Below are 18,940 nucleotides of genomic sequence, written 5' to 3'. Positions count from 1 at the left end.
CCTGACTTAGCCAAAGCCATAGAGGAAGCATTTAATAAGCTCTCCTTGAAGGACATCCAAAATTGGTTTACACACTGCTGTTACTGTACCTCAGCAGACTAGGAAACGCTATAATACCATTTACCTTTACACTGGCAATATTGGAGTTTTTGTCAATAGCTCCTTATAAACTTCCACAATTTAAACTCATTGCAATCTTTTGAAGCCAAACCAGCTACCGAAAAAAGATTTTTTATATTTCCGGTATAAGTAGCGCTAAGATTGGCAACTTGGATAAAGTTAGAGGCCTTATTTTCGGCAACCAGATGGCGGAAACCGAAAAAAGTTTTAACCCCTTGGAGGAGCATCCGGATAAAAAATGCCCCAAATTGCCAGATTGCAGATACAACACTTCAATCTTGGGTTATTTTAGGCTTAAAATCTCAGTAAATAGCTGAATGGCTCCCACCCCCTCACCTGACGTAGCCAATTAATCTGAATAGTGAAACGGGGGATTTGAATAATGACTGACTCTTACACCCAGAATGACTCCAGCGAGACTCCAAACAATAATAATTCTGCATCGAATGAGGAGCTTGTTCAACTCCGCAGTCTGCTCCTTGGTATTGATAAAAGCGAACTTGACAAACTGTATGACCGATTAAATAACCCCAACATTCAACCAGAGGATTTGAGCAAAATGCTTCCGGAAGCAATTATCCTGCGCTCAATGCAAGATAAACAGCTATCCGAAGCAATAGTTCCTACCATAGAAGAAGCCATTCAAACCTCTGTTAGAAAAGACCTCACTGTTCTTGCAGATGCCATTTTTCCCGTCATCGGGCCAGCCAGCCGCAAAGCTATTGCCACAACACTTGAAGCAACCATCCAATCGCTTAATCAAAGCATTGAACACAGCCTATCCCCACAAGGTTTTAAATGGAGATTGGAAGCTTTACAAACTGGCAAATCCTTCGCCGAAGTTGTGCTTCTCCGCACGCTTCTCTATCGAGTTGAACAAGTCTTTCTCATCCACAAAAAAACTGGATTATTGCTGCAACACGTAGTAGCTAATTTGGTAGAGGCTCAGGATGCAGACTTAATTTCAGCGATGTTGACAGCTATCCGGGATTTTGTCCAAGACTCCTTCAGTGTGCAAACCGGCGAGTCGCTGGATACGTTGCAATTTGGAGAACTGACCATTTGGATTGAACAGGGGCCGCAGGCTATATTAGCTGGTATTATCCGAGGAAACGCTCCCAAAGAATTAAAGTTTGTTTTCCAAGAAGCGATAGAAAAAATTCACCGCCAGCAAAGAAAGGAACTTTATGCTTTCGACGGGGAGACTTCTCCTTTTGAAGCTAGCAAACCTTATCTTGAAGACTGTCTTCAAACTGATTACCAACTAAAAAAAGAAAAAACTTCCCCTTTTTTATTGATATTTTGGGGAGTTATCCTGTTAGCTTTGGGAAGCTGGGGTTTTATTTCCTTCCGAGAAAACAGACGTTGGGAAACTTATCTAGAAAAACTGAATGACCAGCCGGGAATCACTGTGAGTAGTGCCGAGAAGCATTGGGGTAAATATTATATTTCCGGGCTTCGCGATCCGTTGGCAGCAGATCCAATAGCCCTGATGAAACAAGCAAATGTCAACCCCAAGGCAGTTATCAGCAAGTGGAAGCCTTACCTATCCCTGGATTCACAATTTGTAGTTGCCAGAGCCAAACAATTGCTCAAACCTCCTGAAACTGTCTCTCTGAAAATTGACGAAAATGGCATTCTTTATGCTACGGGTTCCGCCCCTCGTCAATGGATTGGGGAAACCAGAAAAATAGTGCAGTTTATTCCCGGAATTACTAAATACCAGGAAGAGAATCTGGTTGATCCAGAATTAGCAAAGCTGCTCTCTGCAAAGGCAGAAATTGAAAAAAAAGTGATACTTTTTGAAGAAGGAACTACACAACTTATAGCTGGGGAGGAGCAGAAACTACAGAACTTGATTCAAGGAATTAAAAATATTACAAATACCGCACGAGTTTTGGATAAAGCTGTCAGCATTGATATTTTAGGACACTCGAACAGGGGAGGTTTGGAACAGAGAAACATAATACTAAGCTCTGCACGTGCAAATGCGATCGCATCTATTTTGACCTCACGAGGGATTGAAAACGTCAACCTGAAAAATATAGGTGTCGGTTCAAGTCAACCTTTAGCCAATAGTTCTACAGATCCGAATCAAGCATTGAACCGCCGCGTCTCTTTCAAAGTAATTATAACCGATCTCCCCAACCGAGGGATTAACTAACCATGATCCAGAAAAAAATTTGCATGGTGGGTGCCTTCGCTACAGGAAAAACCAGCCTCGTCGCCCGTTTTGTCCACAGCATTTACTCAGATATTTACCAAACTACCGTAGGCGTGAAAATTGATAAAAAATTAGTAAAAGTCGGAGAAAAGGAAATAAATTTCATTCTCTGGGATCTCTATGGAGAAGACGAATTTCAAAAGGTGCGAATGTCTTATTTGCGCGGCTCATCCGGTTATCTTGTAGTAGTAGATGGAACCCGTCGTACTACCCTTGATAAAGCCTTTAACCTCCAAAAACGGGTAGAAGATACTATCGGGACAGTTCCTTTTATCCTTGTCCTCAACAAATGGGATTTAAAAGACGAATGGGATATTGACGATAGCTCAATGGATGAACTAGCAGAAAGGAACTGGACAGTAATTAAAGGAAGTGCAAAAACAGGTTTAGGTGTAGAAGAAGCTTTTCTGACTCTTGGACAACAAATCATGGAGGGATAGATGCTTGACCTTCCGTATCCGATACTTGATTACCTTTATAAGCTGACAATACAAAATCGTTCTCCTGCTTATCTTTTCGTGAAAAAAAATGGTTGCTTGTCTAATTGGGGAGGGAACTTGGCTGCAAGGCTGGAAAGCCTAGCGCGTCCGAGGGAGATTCTTATCGATGAAAATACTTTTCAAAAGATTGATAGCTTACAAGAAAAATTTTCATAACCCACCCTGTCGCTGACAGGAATAGTTGAACCAATAAAAATATATTCTTGCTTGGTAAAATCATGAATAAATCTATCACGGATGAACTTTTTGCAATTCTGGACACTGTAGTTTTAGAACATCTTAATGACTGTTATTTTCAAGTCGTTGGCAATGTACCAAAATGGTTCATCCAATTTTACCCGAATGCCACTTCTGAAGAGAATAAAATAAATATACAGACAAAGTTTCCTTTTCTGGAAAACTTTCTCATCGACGCTGAGGATTTTTGGCATGATAATATTGCCCAACGTCTGAAGTCGGGATTGTGGAGTGAAATTGATATGTCTGGGCAGGAATGCCATCTTGAGGCTTCAGCAGTTCGTTTGGAAAATAAGAAAATACTATTAATTGAGTTATTAGGTGTTGCTTATGAAGAAAAACAGTCTCTTATACAGAAGGCTAGGCAAAATAATTTAACTTATCACTATTTACTCAAAGAAACTCAGAAAAAAGAAATTTTACTTCACTGCATTTTGCACGATGTGGCGGGGCAATTAACGGGAATAAATTGCTGTTTTGCACTGCTGGCTATGGAAAATTTGACAGCTAAAGGAAGAGATCGCCTGGAAATTGGCAAAAGGCAATCTATCAAGCAAGAAATGCTAATTCAGGAGATATTGAAGGCATTTTCTGCTGAGGTAAAATCCCTTGAGGATTTTACTGTCGATTCTGCCCAAGCTCCCGATGCGGTGAGGTGTGCAAGGGAGGTTGTAGAGGCTTTGTTGCCGACTTTTTCACTAAACAAAAGAATATTGCAGTTGGAGCCAAATATTGATATGGCTCAAGATTGGAAGGTAGTTGGTGAAAACTCACGTTTGGAGAGGGTGCTTTTTAATTTGGTGGAAAATGCTTTTCGTCACAGTCCGTTGGGTTCTACTGTGACGGTTGACGTAAACCAAGATGGCGAATTTATTCTGTTTACTGTGGACGATGAAGGGCCTGGCGTGCCGGAGGATATTTCTAAAAATCTATTTCAAAAATTTTCCCAAGGACGAGAGAAATCTGGCAAAGCTGGATTAGGGCTATATTTTTGCCGGATTACGGTTGAACGCTGGGGTGGTAGCATTGGTTATTCAACTCGTCCTCAAGGTGGTTCGTGTTTTTGGTTTCGCCTTCCTAGAGCAGTTTTGCAAGTAGCTTTAGGAGCAGAGTAGAGGCGATTCATGAATTCCTTCTAGGCTTAGGTTGGGAATCAGAACTGATTTTAGATTTGGACTTCTAAGGGAAAAATAACGGTGAAGGTGGAGCCAATGCCGATTTCGGAAACAAGTTCCATTTTGCCTTGCAATAGTTTGACTAACCGAGAGACTATTGCCAGTCCCAGTCCTGTACTGTGAGGGTGGTAGGATTGCTGGCTGGAACCAGCTTGAAAGTAGGGTTCAAAGATGCGGATTTGGTCTTCTGGTTCTATGCCAATTCCGGTGTCAGCGATCGCTATCGCCCATTCCTCTGGCGATACTGTTTGACAGGTTAATTTGATACTTCCCGCCTCGGTGTAACGAATCGCATTTGAGAGTAGATTTGTGATAATCTGCTGCAATCGCAAGGGATCTGTGAAAACCCGCTCCGGAGCCGGTCTTGGGCGTAGCCCTTCTCGAAGAGTCGCGGAGCTATCGGCGGTAGCCCAATCGCACTCTACGATCATCTGTAGCTGTTTTGAGTTTGCCAAAGGCTGCACCATCTCGATAACGCTGTTAATTAAAGAGCGCACATTCGTGGATGATGGCTGCAATTTCATCTTCCCGGCTTCATAGCGGGAAATTTCTAAAGTATCGTTGATCAGACGAAGTAACTGTCGCCCGCCCCATAACACTTTATCAATGTGTTCCAAATTGCGAAGGTTGTCGTTCACCTGATCTTTATTTCTTTGTTGGCGCAAAAACAGCTCTGAGTAGCCAATAATTGAGGTCAAAGGGGTTTTCAGTTCGTGGGCTAGATGAGAGAGGCTTTCCTGATTAGCTCTCACTAAGCGAGTCAGTTCCTGATTGTTAAGTTGTAACTGACTTTGCAGCTGCTGTAATTCCCCTAAGCGCTGCTCCATGTAGCTTTTAAAACATTGCGCGATCGCTTCATCCACTACAGCATCAATTAAACGAACCGCTCGCATCACGTCTATCGAAGAGGCCTGCTTCAGATCCTCCTCTAAAGTAGAAAATGTCACCTGGCGCAGTAGACGATACTCCCGCGCAATTTCTATTGGTTCAAAGCCTTGTCCAGCTCGGAGAACGCCATGCTCCAAACTCGCCTCTACTAAAGTATTAATATCACTTTCCTGATATTTGGCCAGCACGGTTGCCATCGCCCTGAGAACATCGGGAAGATGATTCTGTATAGCCGTGCGGGATAGATCGTCGGCACTTTGAATCTGTCTATCACTGCGAACGGCTTCAATCCATTTATCTGTAATTGTTTGAGATTTATCGATCAGTAGTTGACTAAAATCCATTATGGCTTAGGCGCTCTTGAGTCTTTAAGCGTAGCACTTCCTAAATTTACCTTACCTTAAGGATCACACGAGCTGACTAAGCCCAATCTTTTTGAGCGCCTACCTAGGCATTGAAAACTCAGTTTTATGCCTCTAATTCATAATCAATTTTAGGGCTAGTTAACTGACTGTTTTCATTCCATACCACTGCTCTTTTCATAAACGCGCAGGAGATCGCATCTGATTTTATCGACTAATTTTGTAGTTCCTTTCATGCCTTTCTCAATTTCAAGTTGAGCATCTGGCATGGCGTCAAAAAATAAACGCTCTCCCGGAAAAACTATTTTTTCAAAACTAAACTTTTCAATATTAGTAAGGCGTGCAATTTGAATTTGGCTAGTAGAGTTGGTATAGAAGCAAAGAATTTGCTCATAGGATTCAGAAGCCAGAGGGGAAAGTGTTTCAAGCATTGTTGCCACCTTATAACTCCTATAATGTTTAGTTATCTCTACTATTTTTAACATAATGTATTTGCACTTCGCCACACTATCTGCCTAAAGAAAGGTGATAGGTTAAGCATCAATGTATAGCTGTATTCAACATCACAAAAATTCAGAATAAATGACAGTCAACCTTTCAGTACAAATACGGAGGCAATAAATATAAAAAATTATATGCCGTGAGTAAGATAGACGAATCATCAGAGGAGTGTTAAACTCGACAAAGGTTTGAGTAAGTCAGCCTAATCCAGTGTTTCGCAGCCTATAAGTCGGCGTGGAAGCTGGAGCGGAGGAACCAAATTTTGGGGCATATCTGGAACAAGGTGATAGGTGAAAGGCGCAAGGTGGAATAAAAAAGATTATTCATCCTTACTCTTTGATTCTTCATCCAACGTCTAGAAGGGCATCTCTCAGCCCTAGCCCGTCAGCTAACTTCGTAGGCATTGAGAGGAGACTGGTAAAGTCAGCATTTTTCGGAATGTTCTGAACTTGTCAGTGTCCCCGGCTGGTACTGCTCTGGTTTCGTGTACCAAAAAGAGTGACTCTGAGGAGCTTCATAATGATATTGCAGCTGAATCTGTCTGCGATCGCTGTTGCTGGGCAGGTAGCCTGGAAACGAGCGAAACCTGTGATAGTCCGGGATGTAGTTATACTACCTGCACTTGGTTTTTTGGGGTTGATATTACTGTGGTGGATGGTAGCCTTGTGGCGAAGCGATTTGATGCCCACCCCAGCGGAGGCTTTAGTTGCCAATTTGGACTTTATTCTCAACCCGTTCTATGAACGCGGCCCCGGAGATTTGGGAATTGGATGGTTATTACTAGCCAGTTTGCGACGGGTATTAATTGGTTTTGGACTGGGTGCGCTGGTTGCAATTCCCATTGGTTTTCTGATCGGGATGTCTAAACCAGCGATGATGGCACTCAATCCCATAATTCAAATTCTGAAACCCGTATCGCCGCTAGCTTGGCTACCTATCGCCTTAGCCATCTTCAACTTGGCAGATCCCTCAGCAATTTTTGTTATCTTCATCACCTCCTTGTGGCCTACGATTATCAACACCGCACTGGGGGTTTCTAGCGTTTCCAAAGATTATTTAGATGTAGCGCGAGTGCTGGAAATGCCACGCTGGCGACGGATAACTAAGATTATTTGGCCTGCAAGTTTGCCATACATTTTTACTGGTTTGCGGATCAGCTTAGGTATTGCTTGGCTGGTGATTGTTGCTGTAGAAATGCTCACTGGCGGGATTGGAATCGGCTTCTTTGTTTGGGATGAATGGAGTCGCTTAAACCTGAGTTCCGTATTTTTAGCAGTACTGGTAATTGGCTTAACTGGGTTACTTTTAGACTACGCAGTTGGTCAACTTCAGGCTTTAGTGACTCACCGCCGTCCTAAAGCGTCTTAAAAACACCTAGCGAATAGAATTCGCAGCTACGCAAACAAAACTCGCCGAGGCTTGCGGTTTCAAAATACTTAATACTTACATAGTCTCGCATTCTGCGGACTTAACTTGTATCACTGCAAATTATCTTCGCTAAGGCTAAGGTGCGCTTTCTACAGGAATTGGTGTTAAATACTCAATTCCTGTGATGACTAATAGGTAACTGTTAAACCCAGTGGCGTTTGGTTGAGTTAAAGCATTAAAAAACCAAAACTATGAGTTACACCCCAGATTGGACGCGACGAAAATTTCTTGAAGGCATGGGTGCCACCGCAGCAGGGATGGCATTATCTTCATGTGCAATTAGCGGCGATCGCTCTGCCAAAGGACTCACCGAAGAAGCTAGGGCTATCAAACAAATAGTAAACCCTGGCGATTTAGAAAAATCTGACATTACCGTTGGCTACGTTCCCGTTAATGACTGCGCGCCGTTTGCGATCGCATGGAAAAAAGGATTTTTCCGCAAATACGGCCTTAACGTCAAACTCGTCCGCGAAGCTAGCTGGGCAACCTCCCGCGACGGATTAATATTTGGGCGCACCGATGCCGCGCCTGTTGTCTCCGGAGCCGTAACTAATGCCAGAATCGGAGCCGAAGGCGCACGCCACGCCCCCATGTGTGCCGCTATGGTAATTCACCGTCACGGTAATGCCATGACGATGAACAAAGCTATGTGGGATTTTGGGTTGCGTCCCTGGCATGAGTACCAACAACAGTATGGCGATCGCGCTTTAGAAGAATTTGGTAAACAATTTAGAGCCTACTTTGACAGTCAACCACCAGAACAGAGAGTTTGGGCTGTTGTACTCAGTTCATCCATTTACGAATACTTCGTCCGCTATTTATCTGCCGCCGCCGGAGTCGATCCCCTCAAGGAATTTCGTGTCATCATCGTTCCCCCACCGCAGATGGTTAGTAACGTGCGGATTGGAGCAATGCAAGCCTACATGGTTGCAGAGCCTTGGAATACACGAGCCATTTACGAAAAAGCAACTACTGGCGAACAGGGAATCGGCTTTACCTTCGCTCAAGGTAAAGAAGTTTGGCTCGGACACCCAGACCGACTTTTGGGAGTGATGGAAGATTTCATCAACAAAAATCCCAAAACCTATAATTCGCTAGTTAAGGCAATGATTGAAGCGTGCCAGTATTGCAGCAAACCCGAAAACCGCCAAGAAGTTGCCACGCTACTTACCGAGCGCTCGTTTACGGGTGCAAAACCTAAAAAAGGCCCAGTGGATAAATTTACGCGCCCTGCAATTATGGGTGAATACAACTATGGGGGCTTTGATGGCAAAGACCGCACTATAAAATCAACTGACGGCACAATTTTCTTCGATATTCCTAACGGTATTCCCAAAGAGCCAGGAGAACATTCAACATTTCTCTGGCGCTCCAGAAGCATTTGGTTGATGACTCAAGCAGCTCGTTGGGGACAAATTAAGGAATTTCCTAAAAATGCCGAACAACTGGCAAGCAAAGGCTGGCGAACCGACCTCTATCGCAATATTGCCGCAGAAATGGGAATTGAGTGTCCTAAAGATGATTACAAAGTAGAATCACCTGATGTATTCATCGACAAAAAAGGCTTTGATCCCAGCAATCCAGTCGGCTATCTCAACAGTTTTGAAATTCGGGCGAACCGTCCTACTCGTTTCTTTATGTCTTAATTAATAGCCATTAGGTAATTGGGCAGGCGTTAAAAGGCAATTACAAAGTAGCAATTTACTAACATTCAGGAGGCTTTTATGACTCAATTTACTTCTTACTCAACAGGTACCAATGAAACCTTACCCGGTAATGGTTTTCTGGAGATTGAAAATATCGTCAAGTCCTACCCAACTGCCGATGGAGGTGAGTTTGTAGTTTTGGACGGTGTAAATCTCACCATAAAGGAAGACGAATATATTTCTGTGATTGGTCACTCTGGCTGTGGCAAATCAACCCTACTCAAGATGGTAGCTGGTTTAGAAAAAGCCACTTCCGGCTCAGTGCGACTGGAGGGTAAAGAGATTCGTAAACCCGGAGCTGAGAGAATGATGGTATTTCAACATTACTCTCTGTTGCCGTGGTTAACGGTGAAAGAAAATATCCGTTTGGCTGTGGATGAAGTCCTGAAAAAAGCCACCCGTGCCGAAAAAATCAGCATTGTTAATGAACACCTAGCAATGGTGAATTTGAATGCCGCCGCCGACAAATATCCCGATGAAATTTCCGGCGGTATGAAACAGCGGGTAGGCATTGCACGGGCCTTAGCAATTCGCCCTAAAATGCTGTTAATGGATGAACCTTTTGGGGCATTAGATGCGCTGACGAGGGGTAAATTGCAGCGACAGGTACTCGATATTTGGGAAAAACAACGGCAAGCGGTAATGATGATTACCCATGATGTGGATGAAGCGTTGTATATGTCAGATCGGATTGTGCTGATGACGAATGGCCCTCACGCTAAGATTGGGGAAATTTTGGAAGTGCCTTTTCCTCATCCACGCGATCGCCAACAAATCCGCGAATCTAAGGAATATTATGAGCTACGCAACCATGCTCTAAATTTCCTAGATCGCTACTTCACCCAAGACGAGTAAATTCCGCCCGCCTCTTATCCATCATTTGTTTTATTTGAATGAGGTAAAAGCTGTGAATATTAAGCCAATGTTGGTACGCCTTGAAAGCGCAATCGGTCGAAATGATTTAATGGAACAAATGATGTTGCTGCCTGGGTCAGTTTCATCATCTTCTGTTAACACTGAATCTAAAAAATCTGTCAACTTAATTGTTGGCTATAACAGATCCCCTAGCAGTCAAACGGCTCTGGATGTCGCTCTGTGGATTGCCCATCAAACTCGTTTAGTCACCAAGAAGCAAGTCACAGTTCAAGTTGTCTATGTTGTAGATGACAATTCCAGCAATAATCATCCAAATTTCTTCAACTTTAAGCCTGCAAGTAACCCATCAATTCAATACAGCCCATTAAATTCCAAAGCATCCGCATTCAAGTCTGCAACACCTGTCTTTACTCAACCAACACATCAGCCAGTAGCCGCAAGCCCACGGGTAACATCGGTAGATCCTTCCTATTTCAGAGCAATGTTCTATCAGGATCAATTCGAGCAAGCAAACCGAGTCTTATCACAAGCCAGAAGTCTTGCTGAAGAATGGAGCAGTTCTTTCAAGGCTCATCTCCGATTTGGTTGCCTTGCGGCCGAACTAAAGAAAGCTGTTGAATCTGAAGCGGCGGCGGCATTGCTGCTAGGCTGTCATTCTGTGAATCATCCGCTTGTGCAGCAACTAGGTGATGATTTCCCTTGTCCGGTATTGGGTATTCCTACTATGCTAAATTTGCAGGAGGATTTTAACCAAGACCAGTAGCCATAGTTGTTGTGAAAACTCGCTACTACTTTACTACTTATACCGAGTTGCCCTAAAACACATTGCTGTTAACTCTCTTAGGTTAGGCAATAGGGAAACCCAACCTGCTATCAATGAATGCAACTTGGGATCAATGCAATTAAGGAGAGTGGGCAATCAAGATCCATTTACACGGATCTTGATTGCCCACTCTCCTTAATCATTCTTTGAATGTGTGACACTACAATTATTATTTACTAACTAATTTTTCCAGTAAGATGCAAGCAGTAATAAAATCTAGCCCTTGAGGTATTGTGTGGAAAACTGGCAAGGCATTATTGCTACAGTCACATTTATAAGTGTCATTGTATTAATCATGACCGAATGGCTGCACCTAACAATTGCTGCCTTTCTGGGAGCATTGCTACTGGTGTTTACCAACGTCATGACTTTGACAGAAGCTATTGACTACATCAGTAAAAGTCATGGAACGCTGGGCTTATTCTTTGGAGTCATGGTACTCGTGCGGGCATTTGAGCCAACCAAGATATTTGACTACTTAGCAACTCAAATGGTGCTGCTAGCTAAAGGGGAAGGCAAACGCCTATTACTAGGTATTGTAGGCATTACTACCCCAATTTGTGCAGTTTTACCCAATGCTACAACAGTAATGTTGTTGGCACCTTTAATTCCCCCAATGGCACAAGAAGTAGGGGTAGATTTTGTTCCCTTACTAATTCTAATGGTATTTGTTGCCAACAGTGCTGGACTATTAACGCTAGTTGGAGATCCAGCAACATTTATTGTGGGTGATGCAGTCAATATCAGCTTTACAGATTACTTAACTCGCCTCAGTTTAGGTGGATTAATTTCTGTTTTGACAGTTTGCATCATGTTACCTTTCTTATTTCCCAAAACTTGGCGCAAAAAGTTGGACGATTTGGAGCATCTGCCACACCCTAAAATTAATCATCCGCGAGTTTTGGCAGTAGGTGCCTTAATCGTAGCTTTCGTACTGATATTTTTTGTGGTAGGAGAAACGCTACCAATTCCTATGTCACCTGCCACAGTTGCTTTATTAGGAGCAGCTTTGGCAATGCTCCTTTCTCACCATAGCAAGATTGATACAGTCAACAACATATTGCGGGATGTTGACTGGAGTACCTTGCTATTTTTTATGTGTACTTTTGTACTAATTGGGGGTTTAGAAAAAACCGGAGTTATTAACGGATTATCAGGAGTATTAGCAACAATATTAGGACGCAATATTTTCTTGGGTTCCCTACTATTGCTATTTTTAGTAGGGATATTATCGAGCGTTGTCCCTAATATCCCGTTAGTGGTGGCAATGGTGCCTTTACTCAAACAGTATGTGGTTAACGTCGGCTTCGTAGGATCAGAAGTGCTAGAACCGGGCTTTCAAGGGCAGTTCCCACCGGAAGTTCTACCCTTATTTTATGCCATGATGTTTGGTGCCACTTTAGGAGGAAATGGCACTTTAGTTGGAGCATCTTCCAACATCGTAGCAGCGGGAATTTCTGAGTTACACGGACGGCGAATTTCGTTTAAAACTTTTCTGCGTTACGGCATCCCAGTGATGGCGATACAACTTATGGGCGCAGCTTTGTATATGATAGTGCGATTTTTACTCTAGACGATGCAAATTTAGTATATTAGCTAGGAAAAATAAAAAGGCAAAAATTATTCTTTATTTTTGCCTTTTTATTTTTGCTTTTCTAGTGGGTGTATGAAACCAGGTGCAGCACGTCGCGAAGTACGCTATAGCCAGCCAGATCCCAAAGTAAGTAGGCAAGAAAACCGATCATAGCTAAGCGTCCATTCCACAGTTCGGCTTGGGGATTCCAGCCAAAGAGGAAAGCATTACGATCTTTACCATTGAATTCGGTAGCAACAGGTGGAGTTGTAGTTGTAGGGCGAGATTGCATTAGTTTTTGGCTCCTGAATAAAGTGTGTAGTGAAGGATTTAATTGTTATTTAATGATTGGCAGTACATCACGAAGGAAGCTAACGCCAGCAATATCCCACACTAGGTAGGCAATAAAACCGATGGCAGCTAAGCGTCCGTTCCACAGTTCTGCTTGGGGATTCCAACCAAAAATAAAAGCGTTACGGTCAACGTTGTTGTAAGCTTTAGCAACAGGAGGTAAATCAAGGGTGTTTTTTTCCATTGTTTTTGCTCCTAACGATCAATCAAAATGCGAACTTGAGGAATTTAGTATCCAACCAAGTTCAGCACGTCGCGAAGTACGCTATAACCAGCTAAATCCCACAGTAGGTAAGCAAGGAAACCAATCATTGCTAAGCGTCCGTTCCACAGTTCTGCTTGGGGATTCCAGCCAAAGATAAAGGCGTTACGGTCAATACCATTAAAGGCTTTGGAAGTTGTAGGTAAATCAGTAGGGCGAGTTTCCATTGTTTACAGTCCTTAATAAATCTTTGTACTTTTATACTAAGCATCCTCACTCAATAGGCTCTCTGCCTGTAGTAGCAACCTGCACACCCTTCTAAGGGAGGATTTTGAGGTATTTTGGGAAAGGTAAGCCTATCGAAAGAGGGCAAGAAAGAGCTAGGGCGACAAAATTGTTTTTCTCGGCTAAGATAGGACGCTTTTGAGGTATTTTGGGAAAGGTAAGCCTACCGAAAGAGGGCAAGAAAGAGTCAGGGCGACAAAATTGTTATTCTCGACTAAGATAGGACGCTTTTGTTGCTAACGGCGGGTGGGAATATCATTTGTGTAGAGATTTGATGGGCTACCAACCAATTCCTTCAACCAAGCAAAAAAGATGGCTAATGTGTAGCATTACTAATGAAAATAGGTATAAATTGAATCAAGTGTTAATACCTATAAAATTTAGCTTATCGACAATAATTTCCCAGTTGTAAAAACTTGAATTAGCTATAAATTACTCCTGGGTGTTTTAAGCAAACAAATTAAATAGAGAAAGCTAGGCTTTCGTTAGATATTATTGTTTTACTACTTAAATTGAACTGTCAGTCGCGATCGCATCCTCTCCCTCTAGCTGCTCTTTTGAGCAGCTATCCTCCTGTAGCCTAGGCCCCTCATCCTACCAAAGGCATATATTTCAGACCTCAGGAGGATGCTGTAACCTGCCGTAGTCGGCGATTCTGACGTACATAGGCGATTTTTGCCACAAATACAGAGTTCCTGCTTAAGTAGGTGAGTAGAAAGAAGCCAAAAACACAAAAAACCCGTTTTTTTGAAAAAAGCGGGTTATGTCGTGGTCATTATACTCTTAAATTGACCAGCATAACTTGACCAAGAATCAAGAATGAGTGAAAAAGTGGCAGAAAAAAAGTAGGCTAAGGGTGCCAAAAACGCAGATTTTCGTGGCTGATAGTGGAGGCAGTTCATAATGACTACTTACTTAATTTATAATTTGCGCTGGCTTTAAGGTTCTGGGAAGGAAAAACCATGTTTGAAACTACGTCAGGAATAATGGAACTGGACAAAGCGCTATTTTGGATAGGGCAACTTACGCCAGTCGATCCAGCAGTGAACACGCCAGAACGAGCGGCACTTGTATTTTCAGGGCCAGAGTTTTTTGTGGCGCTGATTGCTGGGGTGGTGCTGGCGTTTGCATTGCAATTACTGTTAACAAACCTCTCCGTCGCCGCCGGGATTTCTTACTTAGGTCATCAATCAGATTCAAGTTCTAGTGATAATGAATCTGGCAGCTTGGGCGGGACAATTCGTAAAATAGGGACAGCAGTCGGAATTTGGACGCTGGTGACTGTCACAATTGCGTTAGCGATCGCGTGTTTCCTGGCTGTGAAACTCACCCTGGTTAGCAGTAGCGGTTTAGGTGCCATTATTGGTTTGGTAATTTGGGCAACCTACTTCTGCCTGCTATTTTGGGTAAGTTCAACGACAGTGGGATCGTTAGTGGGTTCGGTCGTTAATACTGCAACCAGTGGCTTTCAAGCAATTGTCGGCACAGCAACCGCAGCAATTGGCGCACAAGCCGTCAACAATCAAGTTGTGTCAACCGCAGAGGCGGCAGCAGCAGCAGTGCGGCGAGAACTGGGATCGGGGATAGATCCTTCCAGCATCCGCGAGACGCTGGAGGATTATTTAGGCGCTTTGCGTCCCCCAGAACTCGATATGCAAAAGATTCGGGGTGAATTTGAAAGATTGCTGAGTGACCCGCAACTAAAAGCGATCGCTAACACCGACAATCTCCGCAACATCGACCGCCAAACATTTATAAATTTGGTAAGCGATCGCACAGACCTCTCAAAACGCGACATGAACCGCATCGTAGACCAACTCGAAGGTGTATGGCGGCAAGCCGTGGGATCGCGAGAGCAACAAACAGATCGGATGGGCGAACTGCTCAACTATCTTAAGTCTGCACAACCGGGTCAAGTGAAGTCAGATGACATCAACGCCAAACTCGACCAGCTGATTGCAGAGGTGCGCGACTCTAAGAAATCCGATCAAAAATCAGCTGACGAAGCAGCTCCAGGCCCAATTCAGCTAACCGTTCAGCAGGGTTTAACTACCCTCATGGGATTGGCAATGGGGCGCACGGATCTCTCAGATTTAGATGTGCAAACCATCTTAAGTTCACTCTCCAAAGCTAAAGACAAAGTAACCGAGCAAACTGACAAACTAGCGACACAAGCAGGAGTTAAACCAGAACTCCCCTACAGCACCATTCGAGCCGATGTAGAAAACTACCTGCTCAACACCTACTCCTGGCAGATCACTCGACCAGGACTCAACCGGGAATTTAAAGAAGTCATCTACGATCCCCAAGCCGATCCGGGGACAATTCGCCGCGAATTAGAGCAAGTAGACAGGGGATATTTTGCCAACCTGCTGCAACAACGGGGCGTATTTACCCAAGACAAAATCAACGACATTGCCGATCAATTAGAAGGTATCCGCCAAGAAGTTTTGGTGACAGTGCGGGCAGCTGAGGAAGAAGAAAAGACGCAGGATCTGCGTCGCCGAGTGGAAGAATATATCCAAACGGCTCCCACAACTGAACTGACTGCACAAGGCATCAATGACAATTTCAAACGGGTGCTGGAAGATTCAGATGCCGACCACGACACACTTGAGCGTCGCCTTGCTTTGTACGATCGCTATGCTTTAATGCAATTGCTCCGGGGACGTACAGACATCACCGAGGAACAAGCCGATCAAATCAGTGCCAATCTGGAACAATCGCGCGATCGCGTCCTAATTGAATCCCAAGCTCTGCAAGACCGGGTAAAATCCGAAACCGAGGCGCTGTGGGTGAATTTAGAGTCCTATCTCCGGAACACAGGTAAAGACGAACTGAATCCGGAAGGCATCCAGCGGGATCTAAAAACTCTCCTTTCCGACCCGCAAGCCGGACTATCGGCGCTACAAGCAAGGGGTTCTCGCTTTGACCGCGATACCTTAGTCCAGCTACTAAGTCAGCGGCAAGACTTGAGCGAAGATCAGGTCAATCAAATCATCGATCAGGTACAAAATTCTTGGAGCAACGTTGTCCATGCACCGCAAATGGTCATGGATAAAGCCAAACAGCAGGTAGACAAAACCAGCACTGCTCTAACAGAGTACCTGCGAAACACAGGCAAGGATGAACTGAATCCCGAAGGCATCCAGCGGGATTTGACCAGACTGCTCTCTGACCCCAAACAAGGTGCGACCGCACTGCGGCAACGTCTCTCTCAAGTAGACCGCGATACCTTGGTGAAGCTACTGAGTCAGCGGCAAGACCTCAGTGAAGATCAGGTAAATCAAATCATCGATCAGGTGCAGGGTACGATCAAAAGCATCGTCAAAGCGCCCCGTCGCCTTGCCACCCGGACTCAGGCACAAATTCAGGATTTCCAAAGCACCCTGGAAGACTACCTGCGGAATACTGGCAAAGACGAACTCAACCCAGAAGCAATTAAGCGCGATTTGCAGTTGTTGCTGCACGATCCGCGCACCGGAGTTGAGAGCATTACAGATCGTCTGTCCCACATCGACCGCGATACGATGATCTCTCTGCTGTCGCAACGCCAGGATATCTCTGAGGAAGAAGCTGCCCGAATTGTGGATCAAGTCCTCTCGGTACGCGACCAATTTGTTGAGCAAATTCGCAGCATTCAGCGACGAATTCAAAGCACGATTGACGGCATTTTTGCCCAAATTCGCAACTACCTCAACTCCTTGGATCGCCCGGAGCTCAACTATGACAGCATCAAGAAAGATGTTCGCCAGTTGTTTGACGATCCGCAAGCTGGGTTTGATTCGCTTAAAGATCGCCTCTCCCATTTCGATCGCAACACTCTGGTTGCCATTATGTCTTCCCGCGAGGATATCTCCGAGGCAGATGCTAACCGACTTGTCGATCAAATTGAAGGCGCACGCAACAGCGTACTGCAACGAGTGGATCGCCTCCAACAGCAAGCCCAACGCCGCTTAGACGAAGTGAAGTATCAAGCGCAGCGACAAGCGGAAGAAACCCGCAAAGCTGCCGCCTCTGCTGCTTGGTGGCTGTTTGGGACTGCGGCAGTTTCAGGTATTGTCAGCGCGATCGCTGGCGCTTTAGCCGTCGCCGGAGTCGATTAAAAGTAGAAACCTTCTATACTTCCCAGGCTCCCGTCTGGGAATGAGATGAATCAAATTTATTTCAGCCTCTCCTAGAGAGGCTTTTTTTCGTATTAATTACACCTTTAGGCAGATTTAGTATTATGCCAAAAGCGAAGTAAGTATATGCACAAATAGCCATGAGCTTGACAGCATCTTCTGTTTGGGCGATCGCTATCTTTATCCTCACTCTTACCCTCGTCATCTGGCAGCCGCGAGGTTTGGGAATCGGCTTTAGCGCCGGCGGAGGAGCATTGCTGGCACTTGCCACAGGTGTCGTCACCTTGCAGAACATCCCCCAAGTCTGGCAAATTGTCTGGAACGCCACCTTCACCCTGGTGGCACTGATCGTAATTTCCCTAATTCTGGATGAAGCTGGATTTTTCCTTTGGCTGGCACTTCATATCGCCCGGTGGGGCAGGGGTAAAGGCAATTTACTTTTTGCCCTGATTGTCTTATTGGGAGCAGCTATTACAGCGGTATTTACCAACGATGGCACCGCCTTAATTTGGACACCAACGGTGATGGAAATGCTGCTAGCACTGGGCTTTGGTAGTCAAGCTATCCTTGCCTTTATCATGGCTTGCGGCTTCATTGCCGACGCCACCAGTCTGCCCCTATCCGTCAGCAACCTGGTTAATATCATCTCCGCCGACTATTTCCAGATTTCCTTTTTGCGCTACGCCTTGGTGATGGTGCCAGTGAATGTTGTCGCAGTTGTCAGCAGTTTAAGCGTCCTCTGGTTCTACTTTCAGCGAAACATTCCCAGTAGTTATAGTGCCACTCTGCCAAACCCGTCTACTGCCATACGCGATCGCCTAGTGTTCCGTTGGAGTTTCCCCATTTTAGGCTTGCTACTAAGCGGATACTTCTTAGCCGAACCCTTAAACATACCAGTTTCCTTAGTCGCTGGGTTGGGCGCATTTGTCATGCTAGCTTTAGCGGGGCGATGGTTCCAACCCTCAGTCCGCCCAGTCATTAACCTCCGCCAAGTTTTGCGAGTTGCCCCTTGGCAAGTAGTTCTCTTCAGCTTGGGAATGTATCTAGTCGTCTTCGGGCTGCGGAATGCTGGCTTAACAACTTTCCTCAGCTTGAGTTTAGAAAATCTATCTCACTGGGGAATCACCCTTACCACAATAGGTACAGGCTTTTTGGCAACCCTGCTGTCGTGCGTAATGAACAATTTGCCCACTGTGTTAATTAATGCCTTGGCAATTAAAGATATCAGTAGTTCTTCCCCAGAGATCCGCGAGGCAATGATATATGCAAATGTCATAGGCTGCGACTTGGGGGCAAAGATAACGCCCATCGGCAGCCTGTCTACTCTGCTATGGCTGCACATTCTAGCTCGTAAAGGACTCTTCATCAGCTGGGGTGAGTATATTCCCGTTGCCTTCATCCTGACATTGCCAGTGCTATTTGTAACACTCTTAACTTTGGCAATCTGGCTACCCTGGCTAGTTGCCTAATTATTCCAGAGATAGAGGCTTAATTCATGAACACTTCGTAAAGTTTAAGCAAGTTTAAGTAAATTTACTTTGTTGATCTTTATCACAAAATCCGGA

At 44.5% G+C, this 18,940-nt stretch carries 16 protein-coding genes and 1 riboswitch; of the genes, 11 read left to right on the top strand and 5 right to left on the bottom strand.

Features of this window, described 5'->3' with window-relative positions; genetic code table 11:
* The first annotated feature begins 502 nt into the window (after positions 1-502).
* From NDI42_RS08740 to NDI42_RS08725, 4 genes are all read left to right on the top strand, one after another.
* Complete coding sequence (locus tag NDI42_RS08740; RefSeq protein ID WP_190458165.1) at positions 503-2,284, top strand: OmpA family protein; 1,782 nt, start codon at positions 503-505, stop codon at positions 2,282-2,284.
* A 2-nt stretch (positions 2,285-2,286) separates the two neighbouring features.
* A complete protein-coding gene (locus NDI42_RS08735) occupies positions 2,287-2,784 on the top strand; it encodes a Rab family GTPase (RefSeq protein ID WP_190458162.1) in 498 nt (165 codons plus the stop codon).
* Positions 2,785-3,000, top strand: coding sequence for a hypothetical protein (locus tag NDI42_RS08730; protein WP_190458160.1), 216 nt, complete (start codon positions 2,785-2,787; stop codon positions 2,998-3,000).
* A 62-nt stretch (positions 3,001-3,062) separates the two neighbouring features.
* Complete coding sequence (locus tag NDI42_RS08725; protein WP_190458159.1) at positions 3,063-4,196, top strand: sensor histidine kinase; 1,134 nt, start codon at positions 3,063-3,065, stop codon at positions 4,194-4,196.
* Positions 4,197-4,246: 50 nt separating this feature from the next.
* Here NDI42_RS08725 and NDI42_RS08720 read toward each other — a convergent pair whose 3' ends face one another.
* Positions 4,247-5,488, bottom strand: a complete 1,242-nt coding sequence (locus NDI42_RS08720) for a sensor histidine kinase (protein WP_190458157.1) — start codon at positions 5,486-5,488, stop codon at positions 4,247-4,249.
* Positions 5,489-5,661: 173 nt separating this feature from the next.
* Entirely contained in the window at positions 5,662-5,937 is a 276-nt protein-coding gene (locus tag NDI42_RS08715) for a DUF1830 domain-containing protein (RefSeq protein WP_199311333.1), read from the bottom strand.
* 259 nt (positions 5,938-6,196) lie between these two features.
* Positions 6,197-6,425: riboswitch (cyclic di-AMP (ydaO/yuaA leader) on the top strand.
* Positions 6,426-6,526: 101 nt separating this feature from the next.
* Here NDI42_RS08715 and ntrB point away from each other — a divergent pair.
* The 5 genes from ntrB (at position 6,527) to NDI42_RS08690 (ending at position 12,413) form a co-directional block, all read left to right on the top strand.
* Positions 6,527-7,375 carry a nitrate ABC transporter permease gene (gene ntrB / locus NDI42_RS08710; RefSeq protein ID WP_190458153.1) on the top strand — a complete coding sequence of 283 codons (849 nt, stop codon included), beginning with the start codon at positions 6,527-6,529 and terminating at the stop codon, positions 7,373-7,375.
* 251 nt (positions 7,376-7,626) lie between these two features.
* Positions 7,627-9,081 carry an ABC transporter substrate-binding protein gene (locus NDI42_RS08705; RefSeq protein WP_190458151.1) on the top strand — a complete coding sequence of 485 codons (1,455 nt, stop codon included), beginning with the start codon at positions 7,627-7,629 and terminating at the stop codon, positions 9,079-9,081.
* A 78-nt stretch (positions 9,082-9,159) separates the two neighbouring features.
* Entirely contained in the window at positions 9,160-9,996 is an 837-nt protein-coding gene (locus tag NDI42_RS08700) for an ABC transporter ATP-binding protein (RefSeq protein ID WP_190443901.1), read from the top strand.
* Between the two features lie 52 nt (positions 9,997-10,048).
* Positions 10,049-10,780, top strand: a complete 732-nt coding sequence (locus NDI42_RS08695; RefSeq protein WP_242017763.1) for a hypothetical protein — start codon at positions 10,049-10,051, stop codon at positions 10,778-10,780.
* 295 nt (positions 10,781-11,075) lie between these two features.
* On the top strand, positions 11,076-12,413 hold the full coding sequence (locus NDI42_RS08690; RefSeq protein ID WP_190458149.1) for an ArsB/NhaD family transporter: 1,338 nt from the start codon (positions 11,076-11,078) through the stop codon (positions 12,411-12,413).
* 82 nt (positions 12,414-12,495) lie between these two features.
* Here the strand turns inward: NDI42_RS08690 and NDI42_RS08685 are convergent, their stop codons facing one another.
* The 3 genes from NDI42_RS08685 to NDI42_RS08675 are packed head-to-tail and all read right to left on the bottom strand — an operon-like array spanning position 12,496 to position 13,193.
* On the bottom strand, positions 12,496-12,705 hold the full coding sequence (locus NDI42_RS08685) for a chlorophyll a/b-binding protein (RefSeq protein WP_190422339.1): 210 nt from the start codon (positions 12,703-12,705) through the stop codon (positions 12,496-12,498).
* Positions 12,706-12,750: 45 nt separating this feature from the next.
* Positions 12,751-12,948: a high light inducible protein gene (locus tag NDI42_RS08680; protein WP_190422337.1), complete on the bottom strand. Its 198-nt coding sequence runs from the start codon at positions 12,946-12,948 to the stop codon at positions 12,751-12,753.
* A 44-nt stretch (positions 12,949-12,992) separates the two neighbouring features.
* Positions 12,993-13,193, bottom strand: coding sequence for a chlorophyll a/b-binding protein (locus tag NDI42_RS08675; RefSeq protein WP_190422335.1), 201 nt, complete (start codon positions 13,191-13,193; stop codon positions 12,993-12,995).
* 1,020 nt (positions 13,194-14,213) lie between these two features.
* Between NDI42_RS08675 and NDI42_RS08670 the strand changes: the two genes are divergently transcribed.
* The gene (locus NDI42_RS08670) at positions 14,214-17,357 is read left to right on the top strand and encodes an MFS transporter (protein WP_190458148.1); all 3,144 of its coding nucleotides are present in this window, start codon (positions 14,214-14,216) and stop codon (positions 17,355-17,357) included.
* A gap of 158 nt (positions 17,358-17,515) precedes the next feature.
* Positions 17,516-18,844: an arsenic transporter gene (locus NDI42_RS08665; RefSeq protein WP_190458146.1), complete on the top strand. Its 1,329-nt coding sequence runs from the start codon at positions 17,516-17,518 to the stop codon at positions 18,842-18,844.
* The last annotated feature ends 96 nt before the right edge of the window (positions 18,845-18,940 follow it).

The organism is Funiculus sociatus GB2-C1 (genome assembly GCF_039962115.1).
In the GTDB taxonomy this organism is placed as follows: Bacteria; Cyanobacteriota; Cyanobacteriia; order Cyanobacteriales; family FACHB-T130; genus Funiculus; species Funiculus sociatus.
This window is presented reverse-complemented; position numbering and strand designations above follow the sequence as displayed.

Coding starts and splice junctions, on each gene's coding strand:
- NDI42_RS08740 (WP_190458165.1), top strand. CDS start 503: ATGACTGACTCTTACACCCAGAATGACTCCAGCGAGACTCCAAACAAT.
- NDI42_RS08735 (WP_190458162.1), top strand. CDS start 2,287: ATGATCCAGAAAAAAATTTGCATGGTGGGTGCCTTCGCTACAGGAAAA.
- NDI42_RS08730 (WP_190458160.1), top strand. CDS start 2,785: ATGCTTGACCTTCCGTATCCGATACTTGATTACCTTTATAAGCTGACA.
- NDI42_RS08725 (WP_190458159.1), top strand. CDS start 3,063: ATGAATAAATCTATCACGGATGAACTTTTTGCAATTCTGGACACTGTA.
- NDI42_RS08720 (WP_190458157.1), bottom strand. CDS start 5,488: ATGGATTTTAGTCAACTACTGATCGATAAATCTCAAACAATTACAGAT.
- NDI42_RS08715 (WP_199311333.1), bottom strand. CDS start 5,937: ATGCTTGAAACACTTTCCCCTCTGGCTTCTGAATCCTATGAGCAAATT.
- ntrB (WP_190458153.1), top strand. CDS start 6,527: ATGATATTGCAGCTGAATCTGTCTGCGATCGCTGTTGCTGGGCAGGTA.
- NDI42_RS08705 (WP_190458151.1), top strand. CDS start 7,627: ATGAGTTACACCCCAGATTGGACGCGACGAAAATTTCTTGAAGGCATG.
- NDI42_RS08700 (WP_190443901.1), top strand. CDS start 9,160: ATGACTCAATTTACTTCTTACTCAACAGGTACCAATGAAACCTTACCC.
- NDI42_RS08685 (WP_190422339.1), bottom strand. CDS start 12,705: ATGCAATCTCGCCCTACAACTACAACTCCACCTGTTGCTACCGAATTC.
- NDI42_RS08680 (WP_190422337.1), bottom strand. CDS start 12,948: ATGGAAAAAAACACCCTTGATTTACCTCCTGTTGCTAAAGCTTACAAC.
- NDI42_RS08675 (WP_190422335.1), bottom strand. CDS start 13,193: ATGGAAACTCGCCCTACTGATTTACCTACAACTTCCAAAGCCTTTAAT.
- NDI42_RS08670 (WP_190458148.1), top strand. CDS start 14,214: ATGTTTGAAACTACGTCAGGAATAATGGAACTGGACAAAGCGCTATTT.
- NDI42_RS08665 (WP_190458146.1), top strand. CDS start 17,516: ATGAGCTTGACAGCATCTTCTGTTTGGGCGATCGCTATCTTTATCCTC.